23 protein-coding genes and 1 pseudogene are annotated in these 26,826 nt (G+C 61.4%); 12 read left to right on the top strand and 12 right to left on the bottom strand.

Annotated features, from left to right (window positions below; all coding sequences use genetic code 11):
* Positions 1-127: 127 nt before the first annotated feature.
* The 3 genes from mksF to mksB are packed head-to-tail and all read right to left on the bottom strand — an operon-like array spanning position 128 to position 4,933.
* Positions 128-2,968, bottom strand: coding sequence for an Mks condensin complex protein MksF (gene mksF / locus AB4O40_RS13045; RefSeq protein WP_056726310.1), 2,841 nt, complete (start codon positions 2,966-2,968; stop codon positions 128-130).
* Complete coding sequence (gene mksE / locus AB4O40_RS13040; protein ID WP_056726309.1) at positions 2,965-3,666, bottom strand: Mks condensin complex protein MksE; 702 nt, start codon at positions 3,664-3,666, stop codon at positions 2,965-2,967. Before mksE ends, mksF begins: the two co-directional genes overlap by 4 nt.
* A complete protein-coding gene (mksB, locus tag AB4O40_RS13035; protein WP_056726308.1) occupies positions 3,656-4,933 on the bottom strand; it encodes an Mks condensin complex protein MksB in 1,278 nt (425 codons plus the stop codon). The genes mksE and mksB overlap by 11 nt, the downstream gene beginning before the upstream one ends.
* Positions 4,934-5,152: 219 nt before the next feature.
* On the opposite strand from mksB, the gene AB4O40_RS13030 reads away from it, so the two are divergent.
* On the top strand, positions 5,153-5,902 hold the full coding sequence (locus AB4O40_RS13030) for a hypothetical protein (RefSeq protein ID WP_056726307.1): 750 nt from the start codon (positions 5,153-5,155) through the stop codon (positions 5,900-5,902).
* Positions 5,895-6,347 carry a ribosomal protein S18-alanine N-acetyltransferase gene (gene rimI, locus AB4O40_RS13025; RefSeq protein ID WP_056726306.1) on the top strand — a complete coding sequence of 151 codons (453 nt, stop codon included), beginning with the start codon at positions 5,895-5,897 and terminating at the stop codon, positions 6,345-6,347. The genes AB4O40_RS13030 and rimI overlap by 8 nt, the downstream gene beginning before the upstream one ends.
* An 85-nt stretch (positions 6,348-6,432) precedes the next feature.
* On the opposite strand, the gene AB4O40_RS13020 is transcribed toward rimI, so the two are convergent.
* Positions 6,433-6,837 (bottom strand): hypothetical protein, encoded by a 405-nt coding sequence (locus tag AB4O40_RS13020; protein ID WP_056726305.1) that lies wholly within the window; start codon positions 6,835-6,837, stop codon positions 6,433-6,435.
* A gap of 168 nt (positions 6,838-7,005) precedes the next feature.
* Between AB4O40_RS13020 and can the strand changes: the two genes are divergently transcribed.
* On the top strand, positions 7,006-7,650 hold the full coding sequence (gene can / locus AB4O40_RS13015; RefSeq protein WP_008046121.1) for a carbonate dehydratase: 645 nt from the start codon (positions 7,006-7,008) through the stop codon (positions 7,648-7,650).
* A 6-nt stretch (positions 7,651-7,656) separates the two neighbouring features.
* Here can and AB4O40_RS13010 read toward each other — a convergent pair whose 3' ends face one another.
* From AB4O40_RS13010 to AB4O40_RS12995, 4 genes are all read right to left on the bottom strand, one after another.
* Positions 7,657-8,181, bottom strand: coding sequence for an SET domain-containing protein (locus AB4O40_RS13010; protein WP_056726304.1), 525 nt, complete (start codon positions 8,179-8,181; stop codon positions 7,657-7,659).
* A 145-nt stretch (positions 8,182-8,326) separates the two neighbouring features.
* Positions 8,327-9,499 carry a hypothetical protein gene (locus AB4O40_RS13005; RefSeq protein WP_414919014.1) on the bottom strand — a complete coding sequence of 391 codons (1,173 nt, stop codon included), beginning with the start codon at positions 9,497-9,499 and terminating at the stop codon, positions 8,327-8,329.
* Positions 9,500-9,650: 151 nt separating this feature from the next.
* Positions 9,651-9,971 carry a hypothetical protein gene (locus AB4O40_RS13000; RefSeq protein WP_056726302.1) on the bottom strand — a complete coding sequence of 107 codons (321 nt, stop codon included), beginning with the start codon at positions 9,969-9,971 and terminating at the stop codon, positions 9,651-9,653.
* Positions 9,972-10,218: 247 nt separating this feature from the next.
* On the bottom strand, positions 10,219-11,637 hold the full coding sequence (locus AB4O40_RS12995) for a short-chain fatty acid transporter (protein ID WP_056726301.1): 1,419 nt from the start codon (positions 11,635-11,637) through the stop codon (positions 10,219-10,221).
* A 200-nt stretch (positions 11,638-11,837) separates the two neighbouring features.
* On the opposite strand from AB4O40_RS12995, the gene AB4O40_RS12990 reads away from it, so the two are divergent.
* The 4 genes and pseudogenes from AB4O40_RS12990 to AB4O40_RS12975 all read left to right on the top strand — a co-directional run bounded on the left by AB4O40_RS12990 (position 11,838) and on the right by AB4O40_RS12975 (position 15,354).
* The gene (locus AB4O40_RS12990; protein WP_460054244.1) at positions 11,838-13,151 is read left to right on the top strand and encodes an MFS transporter; all 1,314 of its coding nucleotides are present in this window, start codon (positions 11,838-11,840) and stop codon (positions 13,149-13,151) included.
* A gap of 117 nt (positions 13,152-13,268) precedes the next feature.
* Positions 13,269-13,997 (top strand): annotated as a pseudogene (locus tag AB4O40_RS12985) (PAS domain-containing protein); the annotation flags it as partial.
* Positions 13,977-14,585, top strand: a complete 609-nt coding sequence (locus AB4O40_RS12980) for a methyl-accepting chemotaxis protein (protein ID WP_236709753.1) — start codon at positions 13,977-13,979, stop codon at positions 14,583-14,585. The pseudogene AB4O40_RS12985 and the gene AB4O40_RS12980, both read left to right, overlap by 21 nt.
* A 169-nt stretch (positions 14,586-14,754) precedes the next feature.
* Positions 14,755-15,354 carry a flavin reductase family protein gene (locus AB4O40_RS12975; protein WP_460054246.1) on the top strand — a complete coding sequence of 200 codons (600 nt, stop codon included), beginning with the start codon at positions 14,755-14,757 and terminating at the stop codon, positions 15,352-15,354.
* 12 nt (positions 15,355-15,366) lie between these two features.
* Here the strand turns inward: AB4O40_RS12975 and AB4O40_RS12970 are convergent, their stop codons facing one another.
* A complete protein-coding gene (locus AB4O40_RS12970; protein ID WP_460054248.1) occupies positions 15,367-15,735 on the bottom strand; it encodes a cupin domain-containing protein in 369 nt (122 codons plus the stop codon).
* A gap of 76 nt (positions 15,736-15,811) precedes the next feature.
* Positions 15,812-16,621, bottom strand: coding sequence for an AraC family transcriptional regulator (locus AB4O40_RS12965; RefSeq protein ID WP_460058109.1), 810 nt, complete (start codon positions 16,619-16,621; stop codon positions 15,812-15,814).
* 165 nt (positions 16,622-16,786) lie between these two features.
* On the opposite strand from AB4O40_RS12965, the gene ddlA reads away from it, so the two are divergent.
* The gene (gene ddlA / locus AB4O40_RS12960; RefSeq protein ID WP_056726296.1) at positions 16,787-17,881 is read left to right on the top strand and encodes a D-alanine--D-alanine ligase; all 1,095 of its coding nucleotides are present in this window, start codon (positions 16,787-16,789) and stop codon (positions 17,879-17,881) included.
* A 258-nt stretch (positions 17,882-18,139) separates the two neighbouring features.
* Here the strand turns inward: ddlA and ggt are convergent, their stop codons facing one another.
* Complete coding sequence (ggt, locus tag AB4O40_RS12955) at positions 18,140-19,972, bottom strand: gamma-glutamyltransferase (protein WP_460054251.1); 1,833 nt, start codon at positions 19,970-19,972, stop codon at positions 18,140-18,142.
* Between the two features lie 166 nt (positions 19,973-20,138).
* Between ggt and AB4O40_RS12950 the strand changes: the two genes are divergently transcribed.
* Positions 20,139-21,248: a DUF2817 domain-containing protein gene (locus tag AB4O40_RS12950; protein WP_056726294.1), complete on the top strand. Its 1,110-nt coding sequence runs from the start codon at positions 20,139-20,141 to the stop codon at positions 21,246-21,248.
* A 54-nt stretch (positions 21,249-21,302) separates the two neighbouring features.
* Here AB4O40_RS12950 and AB4O40_RS12945 read toward each other — a convergent pair whose 3' ends face one another.
* A complete protein-coding gene (locus AB4O40_RS12945; RefSeq protein WP_056726293.1) occupies positions 21,303-22,421 on the bottom strand; it encodes a succinylglutamate desuccinylase/aspartoacylase family protein in 1,119 nt (372 codons plus the stop codon).
* A 275-nt stretch (positions 22,422-22,696) separates the two neighbouring features.
* Between AB4O40_RS12945 and AB4O40_RS12940 the strand changes: the two genes are divergently transcribed.
* From AB4O40_RS12940 to AB4O40_RS12930, 3 genes are read left to right on the top strand one after another with little or no spacing between them, the layout of a single operon-like run.
* Positions 22,697-24,298 carry a 5-guanidino-2-oxopentanoate decarboxylase gene (locus AB4O40_RS12940; RefSeq protein WP_056726292.1) on the top strand — a complete coding sequence of 534 codons (1,602 nt, stop codon included), beginning with the start codon at positions 22,697-22,699 and terminating at the stop codon, positions 24,296-24,298.
* Positions 24,299-24,332: 34 nt separating this feature from the next.
* Positions 24,333-25,916, top strand: a complete 1,584-nt coding sequence (locus tag AB4O40_RS12935; protein WP_056726291.1) for a zinc-binding metallopeptidase family protein — start codon at positions 24,333-24,335, stop codon at positions 25,914-25,916.
* Between the two features lie 50 nt (positions 25,917-25,966).
* Positions 25,967-26,782 (top strand): ABC transporter ATP-binding protein, encoded by an 816-nt coding sequence (locus tag AB4O40_RS12930; RefSeq protein WP_409078423.1) that lies wholly within the window; start codon positions 25,967-25,969, stop codon positions 26,780-26,782.
* Positions 26,783-26,826 lie beyond the last annotated feature (44 nt).

Raw genomic sequence — 26,826 nt, 5'->3', positions numbered from 1 at the left:
ATCAAATGTGGGAGCGGGCTTACCCGCGAAGAGGCCCTGAAGTTCACTGCAAAGCTAAATGACACCCCTATGAAAAAGGCCGCGATCCATTGGACCGCGGCCTTTTTCATTGCCTTCGATTCAAGCCTCAGACCGCATCCAGCTCCGGCTCATCCGCTTGCTCGTTGACCGTCGCCTTCACCTGATCGTGACGACGGATGTATTTCCAGTCCGCCTCGTCGATGTAGATGCCGGCCGGGCCGCTGCCGCCTTCCAGGTCGATGGCGACACTGGCGCAGACCTGCGGCTTCACGCTCGCCAGGATCGGCACGAAGCCCAGCTGCAGACTGGTTTCCAGCAAGGCGGCCTGGTTCTTCTCATCGATGTCCGCTGCCTCGTCGAGGTAGTACGGCAGGCGCACACGACCGGCCTGGTCACGGTCCATCAAGTGCAGCAACAAGTACATGTTGGTCAGCGCCTTGATGGTCATGGTGGTGCCGTTGGAAGCGGCGCCGTCGATGTCGGTGTGGATCACCGGTTGGCCATTGACCTTGGTGATCTCGAACGCCAGTTCGAACAAGTCCTTGAGACCGAGCTGGTTGTGGTTGGCCGCCACCAGCCGCGCCAGATACTCCTTAGCCTCTTCGTTCTTGTTGTCCTGCTCGGCGCTTTGGCTCAGGTCGAAGACAGACAGGGTTTCGCCTTCTTCGTACTGACCGGCGCTGTGGATGATCTGGTCGATGTGCTTGAGCGCTTCCTTGTTCGGGGCGAGCACGATGCGGAAGCTTTGCAGGTTGGAGACCTGACGTTTGTTGATCTCGCGGTTGAACAGCGCCAGTTGGTGTTCGAGGCTGTCGTAGTCGCTGCGGATGTTGCGCAGGGTCCGGGCGATGTCCGTCACGGCGGCGCGGCGAGCCTTGCCCAGGGTCAGGGCTTCGTCGGTACGGTGCGCATAGGCGTTGATCAGCAGTTGCAAGCGACGCTCCATATCGTCTTCGCTGTCGAACTTGGCCACGCCCTTGAGGCGCACCTGAGCGTACAGCGCTTCGATCTGTCCGTCGGCCCGCAGCAGGCCTTGCCAGCTGTCCTGATAGTCGTTTAGCAGTGGCAGCAGGTTGTCCATGGAGTCGTCGATCGGGTCCATGAACGGTGTGCCGAACGGCAGGTCCGCCGGCAACAACTGGCGACGGCGCAGGGCGTCGTCGAGGGTGCGTTGCTTGGCTTCCATGTCGCCGATCTGGCGGCCGACCAGTTGCAGCTTGGCCGACAGTTGCTGGACACGTTCGGTGAAGGCATCGCTGGAACGCTTCAGCTCGTCCTGGGCGGCTTCCATTTGCGCCAACTGTTCCAGCTTGTCGCCTTCCTCGGCGCTCAGGGTTTGCGCGCGACGGAAATCTTCCAGGGCTTTCTGCGCATCCAGCACTTGCTGGTACAGCGCTTCGGTCTGGGTCTTGCTCGCGGCGCGGTCGGCGGCCACGGCTTGCTGGGTCTTGAGTTGCTTGAGTTCTTTGTCCAGGCGCTCTTTCTGGTCGCGCAGGGCCGCGCGGTCAGCCAGCGCTTGCAGGGCCGGCGGCTCGATGTGGGAAATGTCGATGGACAGCCCCGGTACTTCGAAGCGTTCGCCTTTGAAACCGTCGAGGATCAGCTCCACGGATTTCACCCAGTCGCCGTTCTCGTCGAGGGTGATGCCGTGTTCGCCCAATGGCAGGCTGAACAGCGCGCTGTTGAACAAGCGCATCAGGCGTTCGACGTCCTGTTGCGAGAACTCTTCACGCAGGCGGGCGTAGCTGTTGTTGTCGGCGTGATCGAGTTGCTGCTTGACCGACTTCAGGCGTTTTTCCAGATCGCGCAGACGCTCTTCGAGGTCTTCGGCGCTGAACTGTCGGGACTGTGCCAGCGCACCGGCCAGTTCGTCGTGGGCGTCCTTGGCGGCCAGCAGTTGCTGTTCCAGCACCTTGACGTCATCGACCAGGGCAAAGCGATGCTTGAGCACCGACAATTCGCCGAGCCAGCGCTGGATGCCGGTGATTTCCCGCTCCAGACGCATCAGTTCCTGGGTACCGCCGCGCTGGTCGTTTTGCAGGGCATCCTGCTCGTTGCGGTAGTGTTCGGACTGAATGGTCAGTTCTTCCTTGCGCGCACTGGCATAGTCCGACCAGGTGCCGAGCAAGGAGTCGAGCAGCGGCGAGATCCGGTGCAGCTTGCCACGCAGGATGTCGCGTTGCTTCACGCCGTTGGCCAGGGCTTCGACCAGCGGGCCGGCGGCGACCAGCGAGTTGTAGTCCTGCTCCATGCGTCGTACATCGCGGAACGCTTCTTCGCACGCGGCGATGTAGTCGACGCTGCCGGAGCGCAGGCTGTGTTCGAAGGCATCGAGGAACAGCTGCTTGAGCTTGGCCGCGGTGATTTCGCGCATGTGCAGCAGGTTGATGAACAGCGCGCGGAAGGTCTTCAGGCTCTGCTCGCTGGTGGAGCGCAATGGAATCAGCGTCAGGTCCAGCGGGATCGAGGTGTGACCGCCGACCAGCAAACGGCGCAGTTCGTCCGGCTTGAGTTCGTAGGCTTTCAGGCCTTCGCGCTCAAGGTTGGTGAACAATTCTTTCTGGCGCAGGCAGGTGTCGTTTTTCTGATAGTGGGCCAGGTCCAGTTTGCCGGCATAGGCAAAGAACTGGTGACCGAAACCGCCGCCCGGGCCGCGGCCGACCACGCCGATCACGTGGGGGCCGTGGGGCAGGTTCACTTCCACCAGGATGTAACTGGTGTCTGAGGCGAAGTAGAAGCGCCGGGATTGTTCCAGGCTGTACTTGCCGAAGCTCATGTCCGACATGCGCGCCAGAATCGGGAACTGCAGGGCGTTGATCGAGGCGGATTTACCGAGGTTGTTCGCGCCGTACACCGACAGAGGTTCTTCCAGCGGGAACAGGCCGAGGCTGTAGCCAGCGGTGTTCAAAAGGGCAAAGCGGCGGATGCCGTAACGTTCCTTGCTCATGCGTCGAGCTCCTGTTCTTCGGCAATGGCCCGGGCCAGTGCGTCTTCTTCGCTTTCACCCTCGAACTCACTCAGATCGAGCGGATCGTCGGTCTGCAGCAGTTTTTCGTCGCTGTCTTCGTCGATCAGTACCGGCACCGGCAACGGCAGGACGCTGTGCAGGCTGGCGGCCAGGTCGCGGTCCTGCTGCACCGACAGGCACACATCGAGGAAGCGGTGCATCGGCGGCAGGAAACGGTAGATGCCGTTTTCTTCGCTGGCAAAGCCGAGCTGGGTCATGCGGCGCATGATCTTTTCTTCCAGTTCGTCCTGGGTCTGCACTTCGGCCTGGATGAACAGGTCGCGGTACTTTTCCAGCAACGACGGCAGCTCATCGCGGCCGAGACTGCCGCCATCGAGCACGGAGATCGGGTCGCGGCCCTGGTCGGCCAGGTGCTCGACGAGGATGAAGGTGAACAGCGCAAGCCGCTGGGCGGTCTTGTTCACCGCAGCCGCCGCGAGGTCCGGCACGAAGTAGTAGAAACCGCGGGTGTCACAGACCAGTTCAAAGCCCAGGGCCTTGAACAGCGTGCGGTACTGGTCCTGAAAGTTCGACAACTGTGCGTACAGTTCCGGATCGCGGCGGCTGACGTGGTAACCCTTGAACAGCTCGCGAAAGATCGGTGCCAGATGGGACAGTTCGGATAGATCAAGATGCATAAGGAGTGCTCGCAGAATCCTCGGCGGCGGTGTCGCTGACCGAGAGCAGGGCGAAGGAGCGCAGGCTGACCTGATGCTCGTGAGTATGGTATTGGCGACGTTCCAGACGCTCGCGCTTGAAACGTTTTTCCCGCGACAGACGCGAGAACCAGTACAGCAATTCGTCGGTGGCGCCGTCCGGTTCCTGCTCCAGCAACCAGGTCATCAGGTCCGGCATCGGCAGGGCGTCTTCGCAGCGTTCGAGCATTTCCCGAACGGTGCGTGGCGCCCGTGGCGCTTCGCCTTTCTGGGTCTTGTGAGCCTTGGGGAAGCGCGCCGGTTTCGGTTCGAAACGGGCCAGGGCATAAACGTAGGCTTCGACCTGACTGGCACTGCCGAGAAAGGTGCTCTGCGGACGAGTGAACATCGGCATCGCCGCTTGTGGCACGGCGTCGAGGCCCTTGCGGCGGATCATCGACAGGGCCAATGCGGCGCCACGGGTCACGGCGTTGTGCCGGCGCGCTTCTTCACGCAGCGGCAGCAACAGCTCGCGGGCGTGACGCAGGGTCAGTTGGGCGCTGGTCTGCATTTCGAGGATGCGCGCGTGGGTGCGCAGCAGCATGTCGTCGTCGACCAGGTGGCCGAGGCGCTGCTGCTCGCTGAGCATCTTCAGCAGGACGGTTTCGACCTTGCGCACGCCTTGTTCGAAGGCGCCGTCGGCATTCACCAGATCAATCATCGGCTCGACGTATTCGTCCCAGGTCGCCAGCACTTCAGCGTAACGCTGGCGCAACGGAATCTGCCGATCGCTGGTTTTCGCCCGTTCGGCGACGGCCACCAGTGCCTGTTCGTCGTTATCGAGTTTTTTCAGTACATCGCGAACCCGCATGTCGAGCAGGCGCAACTGGCGGGCCAGATCATTGCCGTCGCGGATATCGAATGCGTCCTGGATATAACCGGCCAGACGCTCGAGGTGGCGCAGGTAGGCTTCGATTTCCAGGCACAGGCCCAGCCGGTGTTCGCGGCGTAGATAGGCGAGGAAGTCGTGAATCTGCGCATTGAGCTCGAAGCGGTTCGGGCTTTTGGCCACGGGAACCAGGATATCGAGGCGAATCCACACATCCAGCAGGCTGGTGATGTCCTGCGGCGTACTGTCGAGTTGCTGGGCGGCCAGTTGCGTGCGCAGTTCGTTCAGGCTCAGTGTGCCTTGGTCGAAGTGCTCGCACAGTGGCTCCAGAAGTGCCCAGTGTTCAGCGAGGGCGCGCAAGACGCGCTTGGGTTCGATCATCGGAATGGCCGGCTGGTTGGCGATTAAAAGCCGCGATTGTACTGCATCGGGGGCAATCCGATTCAATCTCGGGACAGGCTGTCGCCTTCTTTTCGGTAATGTGCATCGATCAACTGCGGGCGATCTTGAGCGAACGGCGGTAGAATCAGCGCACTTTAGTTATCCACAAGTGGCCGACCTTTGCTTATCGAGTCCCGTCGTCGCGCTTATCTGGCCGCCATGCAGGTGGTCAACTGGCTGCCGCGCACCGAATTGCCCTTTGCCGCGCCGTCGCGGCCCGAGCTGCTGGAGGAGATCCCCGAGCCGGTTGTGGTCGCGCCTGTCGTGCCCGCAGTTGTGGCTCAGACGCCGGTAGCGCCTGTGGCCAAGCCGGCCGAGCGGGTGAAGATCGAGGTACCGCGACCATCGCTGGCGAGCACGCGCACCGGGGCCAAACCGGTGGAAGAGGCCGAAGAGGCAGCGGTCGTGATCAAGGCGCCGGTCGTGCCGCCGCCGCGTTTCGCCCTGCAATTGCTGCGGGCCGGGCGTTGCCTGCTGCTGGTGGAGTTACCCACAGGTGAATCCTTCCAGACTCGCGATCCTGCCTATCTGCTGCTCAAAGACATGCTGCGCGCCGCCGGTCTGCCGGACAGCCCGCAGATCGTCGGTGAGCCGGTGCGTTGGCCGCTGCTGGTGCGTGGCACGATGGATCAGGGCCCGGAAGCGGCCCGCGACTTCGTGCAGGGTTTTCTCTCGGTGCGCATGGAAGAAACGCCCTGCGCCTGCTTGTGGCTGATCGGCCTGCCTGCGGTGCGATTTGCCGGCGAAGCGGATGCCGAGGCGTTCAATCACGAGTTGCAGATCGAAGGCCTGGGCTCGGCCTGGGCGGTACCGGGCCTGGAATTATTAATGGAAGAGCCACAGCGTAAGGCTGATGTCTGGCAAGCCATGCGTCGGCTGATGGCGCGCTGGAAAGAATCGAATGAGTAATGCTGTATCGTTTCGCCCGATGACCGAGGCGGACCTGGAAACCGTACTGAAAGTCGAATACGCGGCCTATAGCCATCCCTGGACCCGCGGGATTTTCCTCGATGGCTTGGGCAAGTATCAGATCTGGCTGATGTTCGAAGGTCAGCAACAGGTCGGCCACGGTGTGGTGCAGATCATCCTCGATGAGGCGCACCTGCTGAACATCACGGTCAAGCCGGAAAACCAGGGCCGCGGCCTGGGGCTGACATTGCTTGAGCATTTGATGTCGATTGCCTACAAGGCCGACGCCCGGGAGTGTTTCCTGGAAGTGCGCGACAGTAATACCGCGGCGTTCAAGCTGTATGAGCGTTATGGTTTCAACGAGATCGGCCGGCGTCGGGATTACTACCCGGCGGTGGGCGGGCGCGAAGATGCGGTGGTCATGGCCTGCACTTTGGTGGATTGAGCTTGTAGGAGCTGCCGAAGGCTGCGAACTTTTCAAGGATCAAAGGATCGCAGCCTTCGGCAGCTCCTACGGATGTCCGTAGAGCTCAACGTTTTTTGTCGAGAGGATCGCGCCGCGCCAGTTCCGCCTCATCCAGACCATTGCCACCGCCAATATCGTCCTCATCGACGATGCTCAGGTCCCAATCCGCGCGGCTATCATTGCCCGCCTCATGGGCATCCCGGGCGCCGTCTTCACGGATCAGGGTTTCCGGGCTCAGGTCGTCGTCGGTAGGTTGATGGTCACCGGTCGAGGCACCGGTCAGGCCCGCTTCACGTCCGCGCTGGCGCGGCATCTGTTGCTCGCGCTCCTTTTCCGGCAGTTCGTCACCGATTCTGGCGCTGGGTTCTTCGGTGTCGAAATCCAGCTCACGCACCGAGCCCATGCGGTCTTCGTTGTCATCGACGGGTTCCGGCTGCACCGCATCGTACGGACGTCGTGAATCATTCATGGTAATTCCTCATACTGTAGGCCTTACTACGGTTGACCTACTTGGCTGCCGAGAATTCCACCGGCATGGAGCCCCGTGTTCCGGATCAGGAGAGCATCTGCATTTCGCGCGTGACCCCGACGGACGGTTGTCAGTCAAAGCTGCGCATCATTCTTGAGGCTTCAAAGCATGAACGAATTACAAGATCTGATTGATAACAACGAGCGTTGGGCCGCTGCGATCAAGGAGGAAGATCCTGACTTCTTCGCCAAGCTGGCTCGCCAACAGACCCCGGAGTTCCTGTGGATCGGTTGTTCCGACGCCCGTGTGCCGGCCAACGAGATCGTCGGCATGCTACCGGGCGATCTGTTCGTACACCGTAATGTGGCCAACGTCGTGCTGCACACCGACCTTAACTGCCTGTCGGTGATTCAGTACGCGGTCGATGTGCTCAAGGTCAAACACATTCTCGTCACCGGCCACTATGGCTGTGGCGGTGTGCGCGCTTCGATGCAGGACCGCCAGTTCGGCCTGATCGACGGCTGGCTGCGTTCGATTCGCGATCTCTATTATGAAAAACGTGAAGAACTGGCCAAATATGCCACCGAAGAGGAGCGCGTCGACCGCCTCTGCGAACTGAACGTGATCCAGCAAGTCGCGAACGTCGGGCATACCAGCATTGTGCAAAACGCCTGGCACCGCGGGCAGAGCCTGTCGATCCACGGCTGCATCTACGGCATCAAGGATGGCCGCTGGAAGAGCCTGAACGCGACCATCAGCGGATTCGAGCAACTGCCGCCGCAGTACCGCCTGCGTCCGTTCGAACCTCTGTAAAACCTTTCAATACAGGCTTCGCCGACGCCACTGCTGCAAAAACAGCTGGCCGTCGGCGTTCGGCTCTTCATCATAGCCTGTGATCCAGCCACGGCACTCGTATGAGCCGCACTGGCAGGCGAACTGGCGTTGCAGTTTGTCTTCGCTGGCGGCGAAGTCCATGGTCAGCCAGTCGCCCTTGTTGATGTCCTTCAGCGCCCATAACCACAACTCGCTCAAGTCCAGAAAGACATTGGGGTCGCAGGAGTGTCGCAACAGTCCGCAGAAACGCGGGTCGTAGACGTGCACACCCGGGGCGAGCTGGCGGGTATGCCGGCAGCGATAGGGCAGCAAGTGCCCTGATGCCCGGCAGAGACGAGTGATTCGCGGGAATTCACGCCGTGCGGCAATAGCCGTGGCTTCGCCCTTGGCGTTTTCAATGATTTCGAAGTCGGCCAGGGAAGGAAATCCCAGGCGAACGGGTAGCTCCGAAAAGGGGTAAACACCTTGCGGCGGTTGTGGGTTTTTTCGTCGAGGGGCGTGAGCTTTCATAACGATCCCTGTCTGCTGGGTGCTGCGACTTCCTTGCGCCGACGGTCCTGTTGGCACAGCAGCACATGAGTTCAGCCCAAGCCTCTCGCAGTTATAACGGGCGGTCTACTGTCATAAGTGACAGATCTGGCCGCCGTTCATCGGGTTAAAACGGCGGAGCAGGCTTCGCCGTGACTGGCGCCGGGGCCTTGAGCTGCTTGAGCTGGGTCACGATCGAAGCTGTCGCGCATTTACCCGCAGCCTGCTGGGGCGACAGGTTGCGGATCGAGGTGTAGAACAGCTCACAGGTTTTTTCTTTCTGGGCCACTTGCCAGGTTTGCCGGCAGGTATTGAGTTCAAGGTCTGGATTGCTGTCCGGTTGGCGGCCCATGGTGGCCTGCCAGCACGCAGCACTCAGATCCTGCCCCATGACTTTCAGGCCTGCCGCATCGGCCTTGGCCTGGGCGTCACTGCCGGTGTAGTTTGCCGGATCGGCGGCATACCAAATGTAGCTCGGGTGGTTGGAGCCCAATACGGGGACTTTCACGCCGTTGTCCGGAGTGATCTGCACCAGGCTCAACACGTTCACTGTCTGCCCGTATTGCTCTTTGATCCAGTTACGCACCGGTGTGCCGAAGGCGACCATCGGCAGCGCTGCGCCGCTGGCGTTCAGGCTGACTTCCTTGACCATGGTGCTCTGGTAATCCTTGAAGTAGCCGTAGACGCCTTCGAGGTCCTTGCCCGCGTTGGACGGCGCGGCAATCGGGGCGATGTCGATGATTGTCTGGTAGCCCGGCGTCTGCCCGGCCGGAATGCCGTTGGCGGTCAGCAGCGTGGCCCAGCGATCCGTGGTGGCGGACCTCAGGTAATCCTGGGCCTGGGTCAGCGAATAGTCTGGCGGGAAGTGCAGCAGCTCAACGCTTTTGCGGTTTTCCAGGGCCATGCCCAGCGGCAGGAACAGATACCAGCTATACGCCCACTTGCCATCGGCATTCAGTTTGCTGGCGCCGTTATAGGCCAGGTCACCGGCGTCGAGCAGCGCGGCCAAAGGTTTTTCATAGCCGTCGGGCACGCCGATGATTTCTGCATGGAGCTGACCATTGTCGGTTTTGACCAGAACCTTCGCATCGCCGTAGCCATCGCGCTGCACGCTTTGGGTCAGGTAATGCTCGACGGTCTGTTCTAGCGTCCAGTTGCGAAAGCAGATCACGTTGCAGTTGTTGGGATAGGCGAAGAGGCGGGTAACGCGTTCGGTACTGCCCAGCTTCAGGTTGATATCGGCATGGGCTGTGGCACTCAGGGTGAGGGCTGCGAGGGTAAGTCCTGCGAGTTTAAGCATGCTCAGATCCTTTTCAGCGTGGTCCCGTTACGGATACACACCATACTGGATCAACTCAGTGACTCAAAAAAGTAGGCCTCAGGCATTTTTTTGGAGCAATGGCATCCAGCCCGCAACGTGTGTTTTGCGGGCTGGTTCAAATATCAGGCAATCACAGAAGGCGCAGTGCCAATTGGCTGCCGGCACGCAGGTATTCGACTTGTGCGGTGACCGCGTCCCTGACGATCGCTTCACCGGTGTCGTTCAGGCGGGCTTTTTTTGCATCGATAACGGAGGTTTGCAAGAGTTGCATAGTGACATCCACTGCTTTCTGAAAGGCCGTCACGTTGTTGTGCTGACCAAACGCCTGCACCACCGCGTTCATACGGAGATCGGCATCGTCTCGCAAAGCTTTGTACTCAGCTATCGAGACGTTGCCATCCTGGTAAATTTCATTGATCAACTCTTCCAATGTTTTGGATATTGGTGTCATCGGGTCTTCCTTGGGTTTTGGTGTTTGATTCTCCGGGACAGGTTAATTCAACACTGCTGGCGGCAAGAGTCAGGACTTGCGCCTGTATTGAGTGGGACAACGCCACAGGTTTTGTAGGAGAGGGGGCTTTCAACCTGTCGGTTTCGTTAGAACTCATGAAACGACAGTGTTTCTGCCTGAGCCCCGTCACATTCTTGCGGGGATCAGGCAGCCAAAGCGCCATATCGTGACGCAGTTGGACGTTTGCTTACGGCATCACCGGTGGCGTATAGGCCAGCGTCGTCCCCAGCGCCCAGAGCAGCAACAATACCAGCGGTGTGTGCACCAGCAATTGCACGAACGAGAAGCCGATCAGGTCCCGTGCCTTCAACCCGAGCACGCCCAGCAGCGGCAGCATGTAGAACGGGTTGATCAGGTTGGGCAGGGCTTCGGCGGCGTTGTAGATCTGTACGGCCCAGCCCAGGTGATAGTTCAGGTCATTGGCCACCTGCATCACGTACGGCGCTTCGATGATCCACTTGCCACCACCGGACGGAATGAAGAAGCCGAGGATCGCCGAGTACACACCCATCAGCAACGCATAGGTGTCGTGGGAAGCAATGCTGACGAAGAACGTCGAGATGTGGTGCGCCAGGGTCTGCGCGTCGGCGCCTTTCACCGTGGTCATCAGCGCGGCAATCGAACCGTACAGCGGAAACTGGATCAGCACGCCCGTGGTAGTCGGCACCGCGCGGGACACGGCGTCGAGGAAGCTGCGCGGGCGCCAGTGCAGCAGGGCGCCGAGCATGATAAACAGGAAGTTGTAGGTGTTCAGCCCGGAAATCGCGCTGATCGCCGGTTTGGTCGAGAACTCGTGGAACAGCCAGCCACCGGCCAGCAGCACCAGCAGGATCATCAGTAGCGGACTGTACTCCAGCCATTCGCCGGGACGGGTGCGCGGTTGCAGCGGCGGCAGGTTGAAACTCGGATCGACGCCGCAGGCCTTGGCATCACGCGCCGAGTTCGGACCTGGGGCGGTGGCATAGGCAATGATCAGCGAAATGACGATCAAGGCCAGTAGCATCACGCCGGACTGCCATAGAAAGATCGTCTGCGTGAACGGAATCACCCCGGTGATCGACAGAATCGACGGTGGCAGGCTCGCTGGGTTGGCCTGCAACTGTGCCGCGGACGACGACAGGCCCAAGGCCCATACCGCGCCAAGTCCCAGATAGGCGGCGGCACCGGCGGCGCGGTAGTCCATTTTCAGATCGGTGCGGCGGGCCAGGGCGCGCACCAGCAATCCGCCGAACACCAGGGACAAGCCCCAGTTCAGCAACGACGCGACCATGGAAATCAGCGCGACCCAGGCCACGGCGGAGCGGCCGTTTTTCGGGAGTTTTGCCAGTCGGTCGATCAGTTTCACCGCCGGTGGCGAACTGGCGACCACGTAGCCACCGATCACCACAAAGGCCATTTGCATGGTGAAAGGGATCAGGCTCCAGAAGCCGTCACCGAACGCCATCGCGGCATCGGTGGGCTTGGCACCCATGGCCATGGTGGCCAGGGCCACGATAATCACCGCCAGGGCAGCAAACACCCAGGAGTCGGGAAACCAGCGTTCGGCAAAGCTTGAGCAGCGCAGGGCAAAGCGGGCGGAGCGGCTATCTTCGATATCAGCGGCCACGGGGGTACCTCGGATTTTTATGTTTGTCGTGGTCTTCGGGGCGGTAACCGCCCGTCTGGACAGATGCCAACATTAATTCAAGCGGAGGATTTTTGCGGGGCTGTTTCGTGGCTATGGGACTTTGGTCTAACGGGTTGTCCGCCGGTGCGTTTACGTAGACCATGGGCGCCTTGGTTTTTGCCCGTGCCAGAGTTCTTTTCATGACTGCCAACACCAATTCGCGCCCGACGCCGTTCAACCGCTCGGACTACAAGACCCTCGGGCTCGCCGCGCTCGGCGGGGCGCTGGAAATCTACGATTTCATCATCTTCGTGTTTTTCGCCCTGACCCTCAGCCAGTTGTTCTTCCCGCCGGAAATGCCCGAGTGGCTGCGCCTGCTGCAAAGCTTCGGGATCTTCGTCACCGGGTATCTGGCGCGACCGCTGGGCGGCATCCTGATGGCGCATTTCGCCGACCGTCTGGGACGCAAGAAAGTCTTCAGCCTGAGCATCCTGATGATGGCGTTACCTTGCCTGCTGATCGGGATCATGCCGACCTACGCGCAAATCGGCTATTTCGCGCCCTTGCTGCTGTTGGCCCTGCGCATCCTCCAGGGCGCGGCGGTGGGCGGCGAGGTGCCCAGTGCCTGGGTATTCGTCGCCGAGCACGCGCCCGTCGGCCATCGCGGCTATGCCCTGGGGTTCTTGCAGGCGGGGCTGACCTTCGGTTATTTGATCGGTGCATTGACCGCAACCTTCCTGGCGCAAGCGTTCACTCCAACGGAAATCCTCGATTACGCCTGGCGTTACCCCTTCCTGCTGGGCGGCGTGTTTGGCGTGATTGGCGTCTGGCTGCGTCGCTGGCTCAGCGAAACCCCGGTGTTCATGGCCATGCAGACACAGCGGGAGGCGGCCGGCGAACTGCCGCTGCGCACGGTCTTGCGCGAGCATCGCCTGGCCATTTTGCCAGCGATGATTCTCACCTGTGTGCTGACCTCGGCCGTGGTGGTGTTCGTGGTCATCACCCCGACCATGATGCAGAAAACCTTTGGCATGACCGCCAGCCATACCTTCGCCTTGAGCGCACTGGGCATCGTGTTCTTGAACATCGGCTGCGTGCTCGCCGGGCTGCTGGTCGACCGCATCGGCGCCTGGCGCACGGTGATGTTCTATAGCCTGCTGCTGCCGCTGGGCATCGGCGTGCTGTATGCCTGCCTGATCATGGGCGGCGACTGGGTTGGCCTGGCCTACGCCGTGGCAGGGCTGTCCTGCGGGGTGGTTGGCGCGGTGCCATCGGTGATGGTCAGCCTGTTCCCGGCGCGGATTCGCGTCTCGGGCATTTCCTTTACCTACAACATCGCCTACGCCGCATGGGCGAGTGTCACACCGCTTTTGCTGATCGGCCTGATGCCGTGGAGTCCATGGATCTGCGTGATGTTCAGTGCGGTGATGGGCGCGGTGGGCGTGGGCAGCGCGGCTTATTTCGGTGCGCGGATGCCGAGAGTCGCAGGCTGTTCTGCGGCTGGCGCGCATTGATTGTGTGCGTAGTAACTATTTTTACAGGGCAAGCCTGAAACACGCTTAAGTAAATGTTTCCAAGGCCGATGGTTAGGCTGCATATCGCTTTCTACCCCTGTCCATCGGTGCTTTCCCATGTTCAATAAACGCTTGAAGCAGGAGCTGTCGGCTCTTCGTGAAGAACTCTCCAGCCTTCAGCAAGTGAAGGACAGTCTGGAAAGCGAGATGCTGGTGCTGACCCTCGACAGCGATGGACGGGTTCAGTCGGTCAATCAGAACTTCCTTGGCGAAATGCATTACAAGAGCGGCGACCTGATTGGCCGGCACATCGACGACCTGGTCCCGGATCACGTGAAATCCGATGAATTCCAGCTGCGTTTCAAAAACGCGCTGACCCGTGGCGAGCACTTCGCTGGCGCGGTGCGCCTGTTGCGCGGTACCGGCCAGGAGGCGTGGCTGCGTTCGATCCTGCAACCGGTGCGCTCGGCGGATGGGCGGATCAGGTGTTTTTCGATTTTCTCCAGCGACCTGACCCGCACCATCGAGGCCTCCCGCGAACACGAGAACCTGATCGGCGCGCTGGTGCGCTCCACGGCGGTGATCGAATTCGACCTCAATGGCAATGTGCTGAGCGCCAACGACCGCTTCCTTAGTGGCATGGGTTACAGCCTGGCGCAGATCAAGGGCAAACATCACCGCATGTTCTGCGAGCCGGCGGATTACAACAGTGCCGAGTACCAGGACTTCTGGCGTCGCCTGAACGCGGGCGAATTCGTGGCCAACCGTTTCAAACGGGTCGACAGCCATGGTCGTACGGTCTGGCTGGAGGCGTCCTACAACCCGGTGGTCGATGCCAACAATAATCTCTACAAGGTGGTTAAGTTCGCCACGGTGATTACCGACCAGGTCAATCAGGAACAAGCCGTCGCCGAGGCCGCCAACATCGCCTACAGCACCTCGCAGCAAACCGACCAAAGCGCCCAGCGCGGTAATGCCGTGGTGACCCAGGCCGTGGACGTGATGCGCGACCTGGCCAGGCATATGCAAACCGCCGGTGATGGCATCGAAGCCCTGAACGAGCAGTCGCTGGTGATCGGTACCATTGTCAAAACCATCAGCGGCATTGCCGAGCAGACCAATCTGCTGGCGCTCAACGCGGCCATCGAAGCGGCGCGTGCGGGCGAGCAAGGGCGGGGCTTCGCCGTGGTAGCGGATGAGGTCCGGCAACTGGCTTCGCGCACCAGCCAGGCCACCGATGAAATCGTCCTTGTGGTCCGGCAGAACCAGGACATGGCGCGCAACGCCGTGGCCCTGATGACCGACGGCAAGCTTCAGGCCGAGCAAGGCCTGGCGCTGGCGGCGGAAGCGGGGGCGGTGATTGTCGAGATCCAGGACGGCGCGCAGAAAGTGGTCAATGCGGTGGGGCAGTTTGCCAATCAACTCACTAACTGACCTGCTATCCGCTCTTGGTGGGAGAGGGCTTGCTCCGGGCGGCGTTCCGACGAAAGCGGTGTGTCATTCAACGCAACTGTGACTGAACTGACACCTTCGCGAGCAAGCCCGCTCCCACAGGGTTACGTGGGCGCTACAATCGGCTCTTTTCCCCCAGGAGCAGACTTCCATGAGCGCTTCCCTCCGCCGTCCGGTTCCCTTGTCCAAGGCCTATCGTCTGCTCAATCATGGCCCGACCGTGCTGGTCAGCGCAGCCCACGATGGCCAGCGCAACATCATGGCGGCAGCCTGGGCCATGCCGCTGGACTTCGACCCCCCGAAAATTGCCGTGGTGCTGGACAAGTCCACCTGGACTCGCCAGTTGCTGGAAGCCTCGGGCACCTTTGTGCTGAATGTTCCCTGCGCCGCCCAGGCCGACATTGTGCAAACCGTCGGTTCGACCTCCGGCCTGGAATTGACCCGGGGCCAGGGGCGCGACAAGTTTGAGACCTACGACCTGCAGACGTTCACCGGCGAGTCGGTCGATGCGCCGATGCTCGAAGGCTGTGTGGCCTGGCTGGAGTGTCGCCTGTTGCCGGAGCCGAACAACCACCAGCAGTACGATCTGTTCCTGGCCGAAGTGATTGCCGCCCAGGCAGACGAACGTGTGTTCAGCGAAGGCCGCTGGCACTTCGAAGGGCAAGATGCCTTGCGCACCTTGCACCACGTGGCGGGCGGGCACTTCCTGACCATTGGCGAGCCGGTGGACGGCAAGACCTTGCAGGCTTGAGTCGGTCAGCGCTCAAATCCACACATCATTCTCGGCCGTGCGCTCACCACCTTCGCTGCCGGTATTGAGCACGCCCTTGGGTTCGATCAGCAGGAGTTTTACCGCCTGCTCGGCACAAGGCTTGTGCTCGACGCCTTTGGGTACCACGTACATTTCCCCGGCGTTCACCAGCACGTGACCATCGCGAAAATCGATGCGCAACCGGCCTTCGAGCACGATGAAGGTTTCGTCGGTATCGAGGTGGTCGTGCCAGATAAAGTCCCCCAGCAACTTCACCACCTTGAACTGGTAGTTGTTCATTTCGGCGATGACCCGGGGCGACCAGTGGGAATCGATCCGGCTGATTTTTTCAGCGAAGTTCAGGCTTTCGTAAGCATTCATGAAACAGCTCTCGCGGTGGTTGGTGAACCCACGATAGCCAGCGACTCAACGCGCTTCTTGTACGATTGTGCGTGGCTCAACGGCGCTGCATGTTGATCCAGCGGGCCGGTGACAGGCCGTAGGTCTTGCTAAATTGCCGGGTCATGTGGCTCTGGTCGGTGAAGCCTGCGATCAGCGCGGCGCTGACCAGGCTCTGACCCTGGATCAGCAGCGCACGGACCAGGTCCAGGCGCCGCATGGTCAGATAGCGGTAGGGGCTGGTGCCGAACAACAGGCGAAAATCCCGGGACAGGCTCCAGCGATCCCGAGCGCTGTGCTGCGCCAGTTCATCCAGGGTCACGGTGCGATCCAGGGCGCCGTGGATGTATTCCCGCGCACGCTGCGCGGCCACGTAATCGAAACCCGAGCGTTTGCCCGCCGCGGCGGAAACCGTGCTCATGGCTTGCGCCAGATCGAACAGCGCGTCCTGTTCTTCCAGTGGATCGAGCGGGCAATCCAGGCTGCGCAGCAACGCGCCCGTGGCGGCGAACAGGCGGGGATCGTTCGATAGCCCGGTCTTGATGAATGGCAGCGCTTGCCCACCGAGCATCTGCTGGATCAGCGCCGGTTCGATGTACATCATCCGGTACTGGAAACCGGACTCGGTGCCGGCCTCGCCATCGTGGGCTTCGTCCGGGTGCAGTACGATCGTTGCGCCCGGCAGGCTGTGACGCCAGCCGCCGCGATACTGAAAGCTCTGCACCCCGGCCAGGGTATGACCGATGGCATAGGTGTCGTGGCGGTGCAGATCATAGCCATGGCTGGCAAAAAACGCCTCGAAACGCTGCAGCCCGCCGACATCGGGCGCGCGAAGGAACCAGTCATTGCTAGGCGGACGCTTGGCCATGGTGATGATCGTCTTGAGTTTGATGCGCAATACGGTATCTCAGCCAACGGTTCGCTGTCTTCTGATCGGATGGCGGTTTGCCCGCTAGAAAACCAAGGGCAAATACTGCACTGTGGGGCGCATTCGCTACAGGTCGTTGTTTATTTTTCAGTATGAGGCCAGGTCATGAGCAAGTTGCGCGTGGGGATCATTTTCGGAGGCCGTTCGGCCGAGCATGAGGTGTCGTTGCAATCGGCGAAAAATATCGTCGATGCGCTGGATCGCTCACGCTTCGAGCCGGTGTTGATCGGCATCGACAAACAAGGCCACTGGCACCTCAACGACCCCTCCAACTTTTTGCTGAACCAGGAAAACCCGGCGCTGATCGCCCTCAATCAGTCCAATCGCGAACTGGCCGTGGTACCGGGCAAAGCCAGTCAGCAATTGGTGGAAACCTCCAGCCAGGAAATGCTCGGTCACGTCGATGTGATCTTCCCGATTGTCCACGGCACCCTCGGAGAAGACGGTTGCCTGCAAGGCTTGCTGCGCATGGCCGATCTGCCGTTTGTCGGCTCCGATGTGCTCGGCTCGGCCGTGTGCATGGACAAGGACATCAGCAAGCGCCTGCTGCGCGATGCCGGCCTGGCCGTGACGCCGTTCGTGACATTGACCCGCGCCATGGCGGCGCGCACCGGGTTTGCCGAGGTGCGGGGCAAGTTGGGTTTGCCGCTGTTCGTCAAACCGGCCAACCAGGGCTCTTCCGTGGGTGTGAGCAAGGTCACCAACGAGGCCGAGTACAGTGCAGCGGTGGAACTGGCCTTGAGTTTCGATACCAAGGTGTTGATCGAATCTGCCGTCAGCGGCCGCGAGATTGAATGCGCGGTGCTCGGCAATGAAGACGCCATTGCCAGTGGCTGCGGCGAGATCGTGGTGCGCAGCGGGTTCTATTCCTACGACAGCAAGTACATCGACGACACGGCGGCTGAAGTGGTGGTGCCGGCCAACATCAGCGTCGAGGCCAGCGAGCGCATTCGCGCCCTGGCCGTCGAAGCGTTCCAGGTCCTGGGCTGTTCCGGCCTGGCCCGAGTCGACGTGTTCCTGACCGACTCCGGTGAAGTGCTGATCAACGAAATCAACTCGCTGCCCGGCTTCACCCGCATCAGCATGTACCCGAAACTGTGGCAGGCCACCGGCATGACCTACAGCGAACTGGTGACGCGACTGATCGAGCTGGCGCTGGAGAAGCACCAGGTTCGGCAGGGGTTGAAGATCAGTCGATAGCGACTTGCTCATAAACAAAGGGCCTACCCACCGGTAAGCCCTTTCTCATTGCATTGCAACGTTAGGCTTGAACGACCGGGAGCGACGGCGGTGGGCCTGGTGGCGATTACGGCGTTGATCTATTCGTTGACGGCCTAATAGCAAAGATCAAAAGATCGCAGCCTGCGGCAGCTCCTACATTGGAATGCGTTTCCCTGTAGGAGCTGCCGCAGGCTGCGATCTTTTGATTCAAAGGCATAAAAAAACGCCGCGTACGACTCAATCCCCCAACGCTTGCCCCTCACGCCGCGGATCGGCCCCGCCTGTCAGCGACGCTTTGCCTTGGGCGTCCTTGACCCGAACAATCGCCTGGGTGCCGCTGGTCATGTCGATCTCGCTCACGCTGTGCCCTTTGTCTTTCAGCGCCTGAATCAGCATCGGGCTGAACTGGCCCAGTTCCAGTTCGGTGGGGCCGTTGCGGCTGCCGAAGTTGGGCAGGTTGATGGCGGCTTGCGCATCGAGGTTCCAGTCGAGCAGGCCGATGGTGGATTTGGCCACGTATTCGATGATTTGCGAGCCGCCGGGGGAGCCGACGGTGGCGAGGAATTCGCCGCTCTGGCGGTCGAAGATCAGGGTCGGGGCCATGGAGGAGCGCGGGCGTTTGCCGGGCTCGACGCGGTTGGCGACTTTTTGCCCGTTTTCCTCGGGGATGAACGAGAAGTCGGTCATCTCGTTGTTGAGCATGAAACCCTGAACCATGATGTGCGAGCCAAACGCCGATTCGATGGTAGTGGTCATCGACACGGCACCGCCGGCGTCATCGACGGCCACCACCTGCGAGGTGGAAATCCGCAGCGGCGAACGGTCTGGCGCATAGGCCACCCGGATGCCCGGCGGAGTGCCGGGTTTGGCCGTGCCCATGCTGCGTTCGCCAATCAGGGCGGCGCGGCTGGCCAGGTAAGCCGGGTCGACCAGGCCCTTGACCGGCACGGGTACAAAGTCGGAATCGGCGACGTACTGAGCGCGGTCGGCGTAGGCCAGGCGTTCGGCTTCAGAGATCAGGTGCACGGCTTGCGGGTCGGGTTCGATACCGGCCGGGGCGGTGGTCTTGACCGGTTTCAGCGGTGCCAGCGCCATGCGCTTGTCGCGAGTCTCCAGGGCTTGCAGCGTGCCGAGGATCTGCGCCACGGCGATCCCGCCCGATGACGGCGGCGGCATGCCGCAAACTTGCCAGCGCTTGTAGTCGGTGCACAGCGGCGCGCGCTCCTTGGCCTGGTAGTTGGCGAGGTCGGTCAGGGACAGGCTGCCGGGGTTGGTGTGACCCTGAACCTTGGTCGCAATTTCCTCGGCGATCGGGCCTTTGTACAGGGCATCCGGGCCTTCATGGGCGATGCGTTTGAACACGGCGGCCAGGGCCGGGTTCTTCAGGTTTGTGCCGACGGCTTTTGGGCTGCCATCGGCATTGCGAAAGTAAGCCATCATTTCCGGTGAGCGCGGCATGGACGAATCCGCAGCGATCAACTGGTGCAATCGAGGTGAAATGGCAAAACCTTGCTCGGCGAGCCGGATGGCCGGTTCAAACAGCTGCGCCCAAGGCAGGCGTCCGTGTTTTTGATGGGCCAGTTCCAGGGCGCGCAATACGCCGGGCGTGCCCACCGAGCGGCCTCCGATCTGCGCCTGGGTGAACCCCATCGGTTGTCCGTTGGGTTGCAGGAAAAGCTTCTCGGTGGCGCCGGCCGGGGCGGTTTCACGCCCGTCGTAGGTGCGCACGGCCTTACCATCCCAGAGTACGATCAATGCGCCGCCACCGATGCCCGAAGACTGTGGCTCAACCAGCGTCAACACCGCTTGCATCGCAATCGCCGCGTCGATGGCCGAGCCGCCCCGGCGCAGCATCTCCCGCCCGGCTTCGGCCGCCAGCGGGTTGGCCGCCGCTGCCATGTATTTCTCGGCGTGTTGGGTTTTCAGGTCGGTGCGCAAGCCGGAAGCGCTTTCCGGTGCAAGCGGCAGCGTCGGCACCGAAGCGTTGTTGCACGCGGTCAGGGTCAGGGTACTGGCGAGCAGAAACAGGGCTGGCAGGCGATAGCGGCGCAAAGGGTAGGTTGAGAACACGTGGGGTACTCCGTCCGTTGGATCTACGATCAGTGGACTTTATCGGCCGACCGGGAGGGACGCAAACCGGGTCCGGCGGCACCGATGTTTTTGTCCTTCATCAATGGCGGAATTTTCTGTAGGGTCGTTGCCAACAGGCAGGCCGGTAAATCAACAAGAGGCAGACATGCAAACCGAGTTCCCCACCCATTCCAGCTATCGCACCCAGCGTGAACAATTCCTGGCCGCGGCGACCACGGCAGGCGCAACGCTGACGGAGTATCCACACCCGCTCAAAGGGCCGTTCGGCGAACCCCTGAGCACCGATGTGGCGGTGCTGGGTGATCCGGGCGCCAAGCGGCTGCTGATCGCGTTGAGCGGCACTCACGGGGTCGAAGGCTTCTATGGTTCGGGCTGCCAGATCAAATGGCTGCAGGAGTTGGGCAAGCGCTGCCTGCCAACGGATGTCGCCGTGGTCATGATCCATGCCATCAACCCCTGGGGCATGGCGTGGTTGCGCCGGGTCAACGAAGACAACATCGATCTGAACCGCAATCACCTGGATTTCCAGCGACCGCTGCCAGACAACCAGGCCTACAACGCCCTGCATGAAATCTATGCCTGCCCGCAGCTGCACGGCCCGGATCGTGATCGTGCCGATGCCTTGCTCGACGAGCAGATTCACCTGCACGGCTGGCCGGCAGTCATGTCGATTGTCGAGGGCGGTCAGCATGCTCATCCCGATGGCCTGTTTTTCGGCGGGCTGGCGCCGAGCTGGTCGAACCGTACATTGCACAAGATCGTGCAAACGCACGTGGCCCATGCCGAGGTCGCCATGTGTTTCGACTTGCACACCGGCGCTGGCGAGTACGGTCATCCGATGTTGTTGACCATCACCGAGTCCGCCTATCCGGCGTTGTCGGATGCGCAGGCGATTTATGGCCCGTGGCTCTACAGCCTGCAAACCGGCGCCGACACCGTCAGCGAAACCGGTGTGGCGGCAACGGCCACCGGCTACACCTCGCAGGCGCTGATCAATGCACTGCCGCAGGTGCGCCTGATGCCGTTTGTCATTGAGTGCGGGACTTATCCGGGACCGGACGTTCACCGTCATCTGCGCGATGATCACTGGCTGCATCTGCACGGCAACCCGAATGACGCAACGGGGCGCGAGATCAAGCTGAATCTGCTTGAGCAGTTCTATCCCGCCGACGCCGATTGGCAGGCGATGGTCTGGCTGCGCACCTGGCAGATCTGGGAGCGGGCGTTGTCGGCATTACCGACGGTTCGCAACTGACACCCCTCAGTGGCCGATGGCCGCGGTCCAGGCTGGCCTGTGACCGCGGCACCATCACGCCGAAACCATTACGCCGCCTTCGAGTGCCGTAGCCCCGGCCACTTTGCACAATTCAACCCCCGCCGCCGCAAAGCGAATCGCACTGCGCATGTACATCACGCCACGGATGGAGCTGCATACAACCTGCGTAGCGCCAGTGATGGGGTCTATGACGTGCACCACCGGTTCATCACGCTCGATCCACGCGCCGGGTTTGTGCAGGAATACCACGAGCCCGGCGCAGGGGGCGCGCAAGGTCAGCGAGCCGTCGAAGGGCGTTGCGGGCTGGAGCAGGGCGGGCATCGGCGGCGGTGTGCCGGCGAGGATGCCCCGGTGTTGCAGGAAGGCGTAGAGGGCGGCGGCATCGACGCGGGCCAATGCATGATCGACATCCGCTTCACCGCGTAACTCGACGGTAGCGGCGACGCAGCCGGAAGGGATCGGAAAGCGCCCGGCAAACGCTTCGGCCAGGCGCCACCAGGGTTGACCGCAAGCCTCGTCAAACGAACCGGCGCCCGTACCGCTGGCCAGCAGGCTGGCCTGTGCGCCGATGTAGCGTGCCAGCGGTTCGATCTGCGACCAACAGGGCGTTTCTCCGTACAGGTGAACCACGGCCTGGGCATCGCAATGCAGGTCGAGGACGAAGTCGGCGTCGTGGGCCAGCAGCAATTGTGCCTGGCGCATCGAGTCGATCTCGCTGCTCGGGCGGATCTGTTTCAGGGCACTGGCCATGGCGCGCCGAATGATCTGCCGGTTTTCATCGGCATCCCCGGTCAGCTCATGGGCCAGCCGATCTCTGATTGTCTCGGCCAAATCAGGATACCGGCGATTGAAATTCTCACCGCTGTTGAAATCGAAACGCCCCATCGCGTCGTGCATCAAGGTCTGTTCGAGGCCAATCGGATTGGCGATGGGGACCAGCACGATCTCCCCGAGAATCTGTCCGCGAGCCTCGGCACTGTCGAGCATTCCACGCAGGTGATGCAGTGCCAGCATGCCGGGCAATTCGTCGGCGTGCAGGCTGGCTTGCAGATAAACCTTGCCGGCGCGTCCCGGCCGGCCGTAATGGAAGCTGATCAGGTGCCGCTGGGTACAGGGGGTGCGGGTCAACAGGGGCTGATGCTCGACGCGCATAAAGCGTTCCTTGAGACAGAGGGGCAAGTGCCGAGGGTTTCATCTTTATGAAAATGAGTGGCCCCATCAATCGAATAATTTACCCGTCACAGGTGAGCAAAATGATCCATTGACCGGCAGCGACACGCCGAAATGCGCTATAAGACCGTTCAATAAAATTTGACAGTGACGCAAATTTATTTCGATTGATGTAATCGTTTCGTCACCAATACTAGGGCCCTCGGTTCAGGTCTCTGTGAGCCTGGCATTCCCAATAAGAATAAAGAGGTGCTCGCATGACCAGTTGTGCCCAGGCGCTCGTCCGGTTACTTGAAGGCTACGGCGTGGAGTCGGTGTTCGGCATTCCCGGTGTGCACACGGTCGAGCTTTATCGCGGGCTGCACGGCAGTTCTCTGCGCCACATCAGTCCGCGTCACGAACAGGGTGCAGGCTTCATGGCGGACGGCTACGCCCGGGCCAGCGGCAAGCCTGGCGTATGCTTCATCATTACCGGCCCCGGGATGACAAACATCCTCACCGCCATGGGCCAGGCCTACGCCGACTCGGTGCCGATGTTGGTGATTTCCACCACCAGCCGCCGCGAACATCAACGCCTGGGCCATGGCTACCTGCATGAAATGCCCGACCAGCGTGCAGTGGTTGCCGGGGTCTGCGCCTTCAGCCATACCTTGCAGCGGCCCGAGGAATTGCCGGAAGTGCTTGCCCGTGCCTTCGCGCTGTTCGGTTGTGCCCGCCCGCGTCCAGTGCACATCGAAATTCCGTTGGACGTGCTGGAAATGCCGGCCGACAACCTCGACCTGCGCCCACGTAGCTTGCCGCAAGCCCCGGCGCCGGCTGCCGCGAATATTGCGGCGGCGGTGAAGCTGCTGGCGACGGCGCGCAAGCCGTTGATCCTCGTCGGTGGCGGCGCCCGAGGCGCAGGCCCGCTGGTGCAGGCACTGGCGGAAAAGTTGCAGGCGCCGGTCGCTCTCACCACCAATGCCCGTGGCCTGCTTGCGCCGGAGCACCCGCTGTTGCTCGACGGGGTGCAGTCGTCGGCTCATGGCCGTGCACTGTTTGCCGAAGCCGACGTGGTATTGGCAGTCGGTACCGAATTGGGGGAAACCGATTACGACTTCTTTGGTCTGGGCCCGCTGTCACTCAATGCGCCGCTGATTCGCCTGGACATCGATCCCTTGCAGATATTGGGGGTGGCTCGCGCCGACGTGGGCTTGCTGGGCGATGCCGGGCAAGGGCTGCAAGCGCTCCTGGCGGCAGTGCCTGAAGCCGCCGCCAGCGACTGGGCCTATCAGCGTGTGGCACAGGTCAACGCTGCCGAACGGTCCGGCTGGAGCAGCAAGCAGAACGTCATGCAGCAGATGCTCGACACCCTGCGCGACAGTCTGCCCGCGCCGATCGTGGTCGGCGATTCGACCCAGCCGGTGTATCAGGGCGCGCTGGGTTATCGCGCCCCGCAAGCCAACAGCTGGTTCAACGCCGGCACCGGCTTTGGCACTTTGGGTTACGGCTTGCCGGCGGCCATCGGCGCCAAGCTCGCCGCGCCCGATCGTCCCGTGGTGGCGGTGGTCGGCGATGGCGGCGTGCAGTTCTCCAGTGCCGAACTGATCGCTGCCCGTGAAGCAGAGTTGGGGGTGATCGTGGTGCTGTGGAACAACCACTGCTATGCCGAAATCCGCGACTACATGACCAACCGCGATATTCCCCCATTGGGCGTGGACATCCTGCCACCGGACTTTGCCGCGTTGGCCAAGTCCTGCCACGTCGCCCACATCGCCATAAGCAGCCTTGAGCAGTTGCGCGAGGTACTTGCCAGCCAGGCCCACATCCGTCAGCCGATTCTGCTGGAACTGGACGCCGCCGCTTTTCTGTCTGCCTGAGCCGCCATTTGCTGAACCGTTAGGAGTGAACCGCATGGAATTGCAGAAGAGATTTGCCCTGAAGTGGATCGACCAGCATCGCCAGCAGTTATCGGATTGGCACCAGATCATCTGGCACTACGCGGAGCCAGCGTTTCGCGAGTACAAGTCCTGTGCCTGGTATGTGGATCTGTTGCGCAAGGAAGGTTTCACCGTCGAAGAAAACAGCGGCGGCATGCCCACCGCGTTTTGCGCAACCTTCAGTAATGGCCAGGGACCGGTGCTGGCAACCTACGCCGAATACGATGCGGTCCCCGGTAACTGCCAGGCTGCCACCACCCGCAAGATGCCCCGCGAAGGTTTGTCGCGATTCGCTCCTGGCCACACCGACCCGCATTCTGCGCTCGGCATCAGCGCGTTGGGCGGGGTGCTCGCGGCGAAGGCGGCGATGCTTGAGTTCGGCATCGAGGGCACCATTCGTTTCTTTGGTGAGCCGGCGGAAAAGCTCCGTGCGTCCAAACCCGTACACGCGGCCAAGGGTTACTACGACAACCTGGATGCGGCGATCAGCTTTCACCCCACCTACATGTTGCCGCTGAACAACACCACCACCTGGGATACCCATTGCGGCATTGCTTACGCCTACATCTACAGCTTCACCTGCGAAGACCCGGAACACTGGATTGCCGCCGACCGCTATAGTCCGATCCCGCAGAATCACCTGGCTGCGCGGGCACCGGGCGCCAACGATGCGCTGATGCACTTCTACAACCTCAACGAAAGCCTGCGCCGTTCGACCCTGCCGTTCACCGGTTTGTGGAGTTACAACGAGGCCATCCTGACGGCCGGGCAGGCCACCGCAGACAACCTGCCACCGCACCTGTCACAGATCCAGTACCTGCTGCGTTGCGACTCGATCGAGCAGGCCGAAACCATTTCCAAGGTGATGGATAACAACGCCGCCGCTGCAGCGATGGCCACCGGTTGCCAGTGGAAAAAGACCTGGGTCTGCAAGTCCCGTGGGGGGCTGCCCAACCACGTGCTGGCGCGTGCGACGTACAGCAACCTGGCCGCCGTCGGCGCACCGCATTGGGGCGCCGAGGCCTGTGACATTGCCCGCCAGATCCAGAGCAATCTCGGCCTGGAACCGATGGCGGAGCCCTTCCTGCCAGCCACTGAACAACTGATCGACCCGCAGGAATGCGAACGGCAGATGCGCCTGCAAATGCCGGCATGGCAGAAGTACCTGACCTCCGACGACTACCCCGAATACACCTGGCATTGCCCGACCGTGCGTCTGCTGGTGGCCCGCCCGATGCTCAGCGCTCCCGCCGGCCACGTGTACCCGGATTGGGTCTCCAATGCCCTGGGCGGCATACCGCAGACCATCGACCCGATGATCGAGGTGGCGGCGAAAACCATTGCCAACACCTTGCTCGACCTGTTCTGCAACGAAGACCTGCTGAAGGCTGCCACGGACGAGTTCAACCAGCGCACCGGCGGCGGCATCGGTGGCGAGCACTGGCAGGCGCCGCTATTGCCGGCCGACTTTCAAGCCCCTCATCGCTTCCGCTGGCCGGAGTACATACGCACCGTACGTGGTGAAGAGTGGTGGATCCCGGCGCGCGACGACGAATAGTCGTGGCGTTGCCCGGCCTGCCTGAACAATCAGAATTCGAGGATCCAGACGTGCAAGCACTCACCCACGTGAATATCCCCCAGTCACACACGGACACCGCAGTCGTTGCCATCGATGACCTGCACAAGAGCTATGCCGATCACCACGTGCTCAAGGGCATTTCGATGCGCGCCAAAGAGGGCGAGGTGGTCTCACTGATCGGTTCCAGTGGTTCGGGCAAAAGTACCTTGCTGCGTTGCATCAACCTGCTGGAAATCCCTTGCAGCGGCAGCCTGAGAATCAACGGCGAGGAAGTGCGTTTGAAGTCAGGGCGTGGTGGCGTCGCGCAGATCGCCGATCCGCGTCAGGTCGAGCGTCTGCGCACGCGCTTGAGCATGGTGTTCCAGAGTTTCAACCTGTGGCCCCACCGCACCGTGCTGGAAAACGTTATCGAAGCGCCGGTGTACGTACTTGGCGAGGACCGCAAGGAAGCCACGGCGCATGCCGAGCACTTGCTGGAAAAAGTCGGCCTGATCGACAAGCGAAACGTGTATCCCTCGTTTCTGTCCGGTGGCCAGCAACAGCGCGTAGCGATTGCCCGGGCCCTGGCCATGCGCCCGCAAGTGATGCTGTTCGATGAGCCGACCTCGGCCCTGGACCCTGAGCTGGTGGGCGAAGTGTTGCGGGTGATTCAGGGCATCGCCGAAGAGGGGCGGACGATGATTCTGGTCACCCACGAAATGGCCTTCGCCCGCGATGTGTCGAGCAAGGTCATCTACCTGCATCAAGGCCGGATCGAAGAAGAAGGTACGCCGCAGCAGGTATTGCTCGATCCACGCAGTGAGCGTTGCCGTCAATTCGTGATGGCCCAGGACAATCGCGGATAACCCGCACTGATGTTTTCACCTCGATAACTACAACCTGAAAAGAG

This window comes from Pseudomonas sp. S2_F07 (assembly GCF_054668325.1).
Note: the sequence above shows the minus strand (reverse complement) of the source record. Positions and strands in the feature narration are given on the sequence as shown.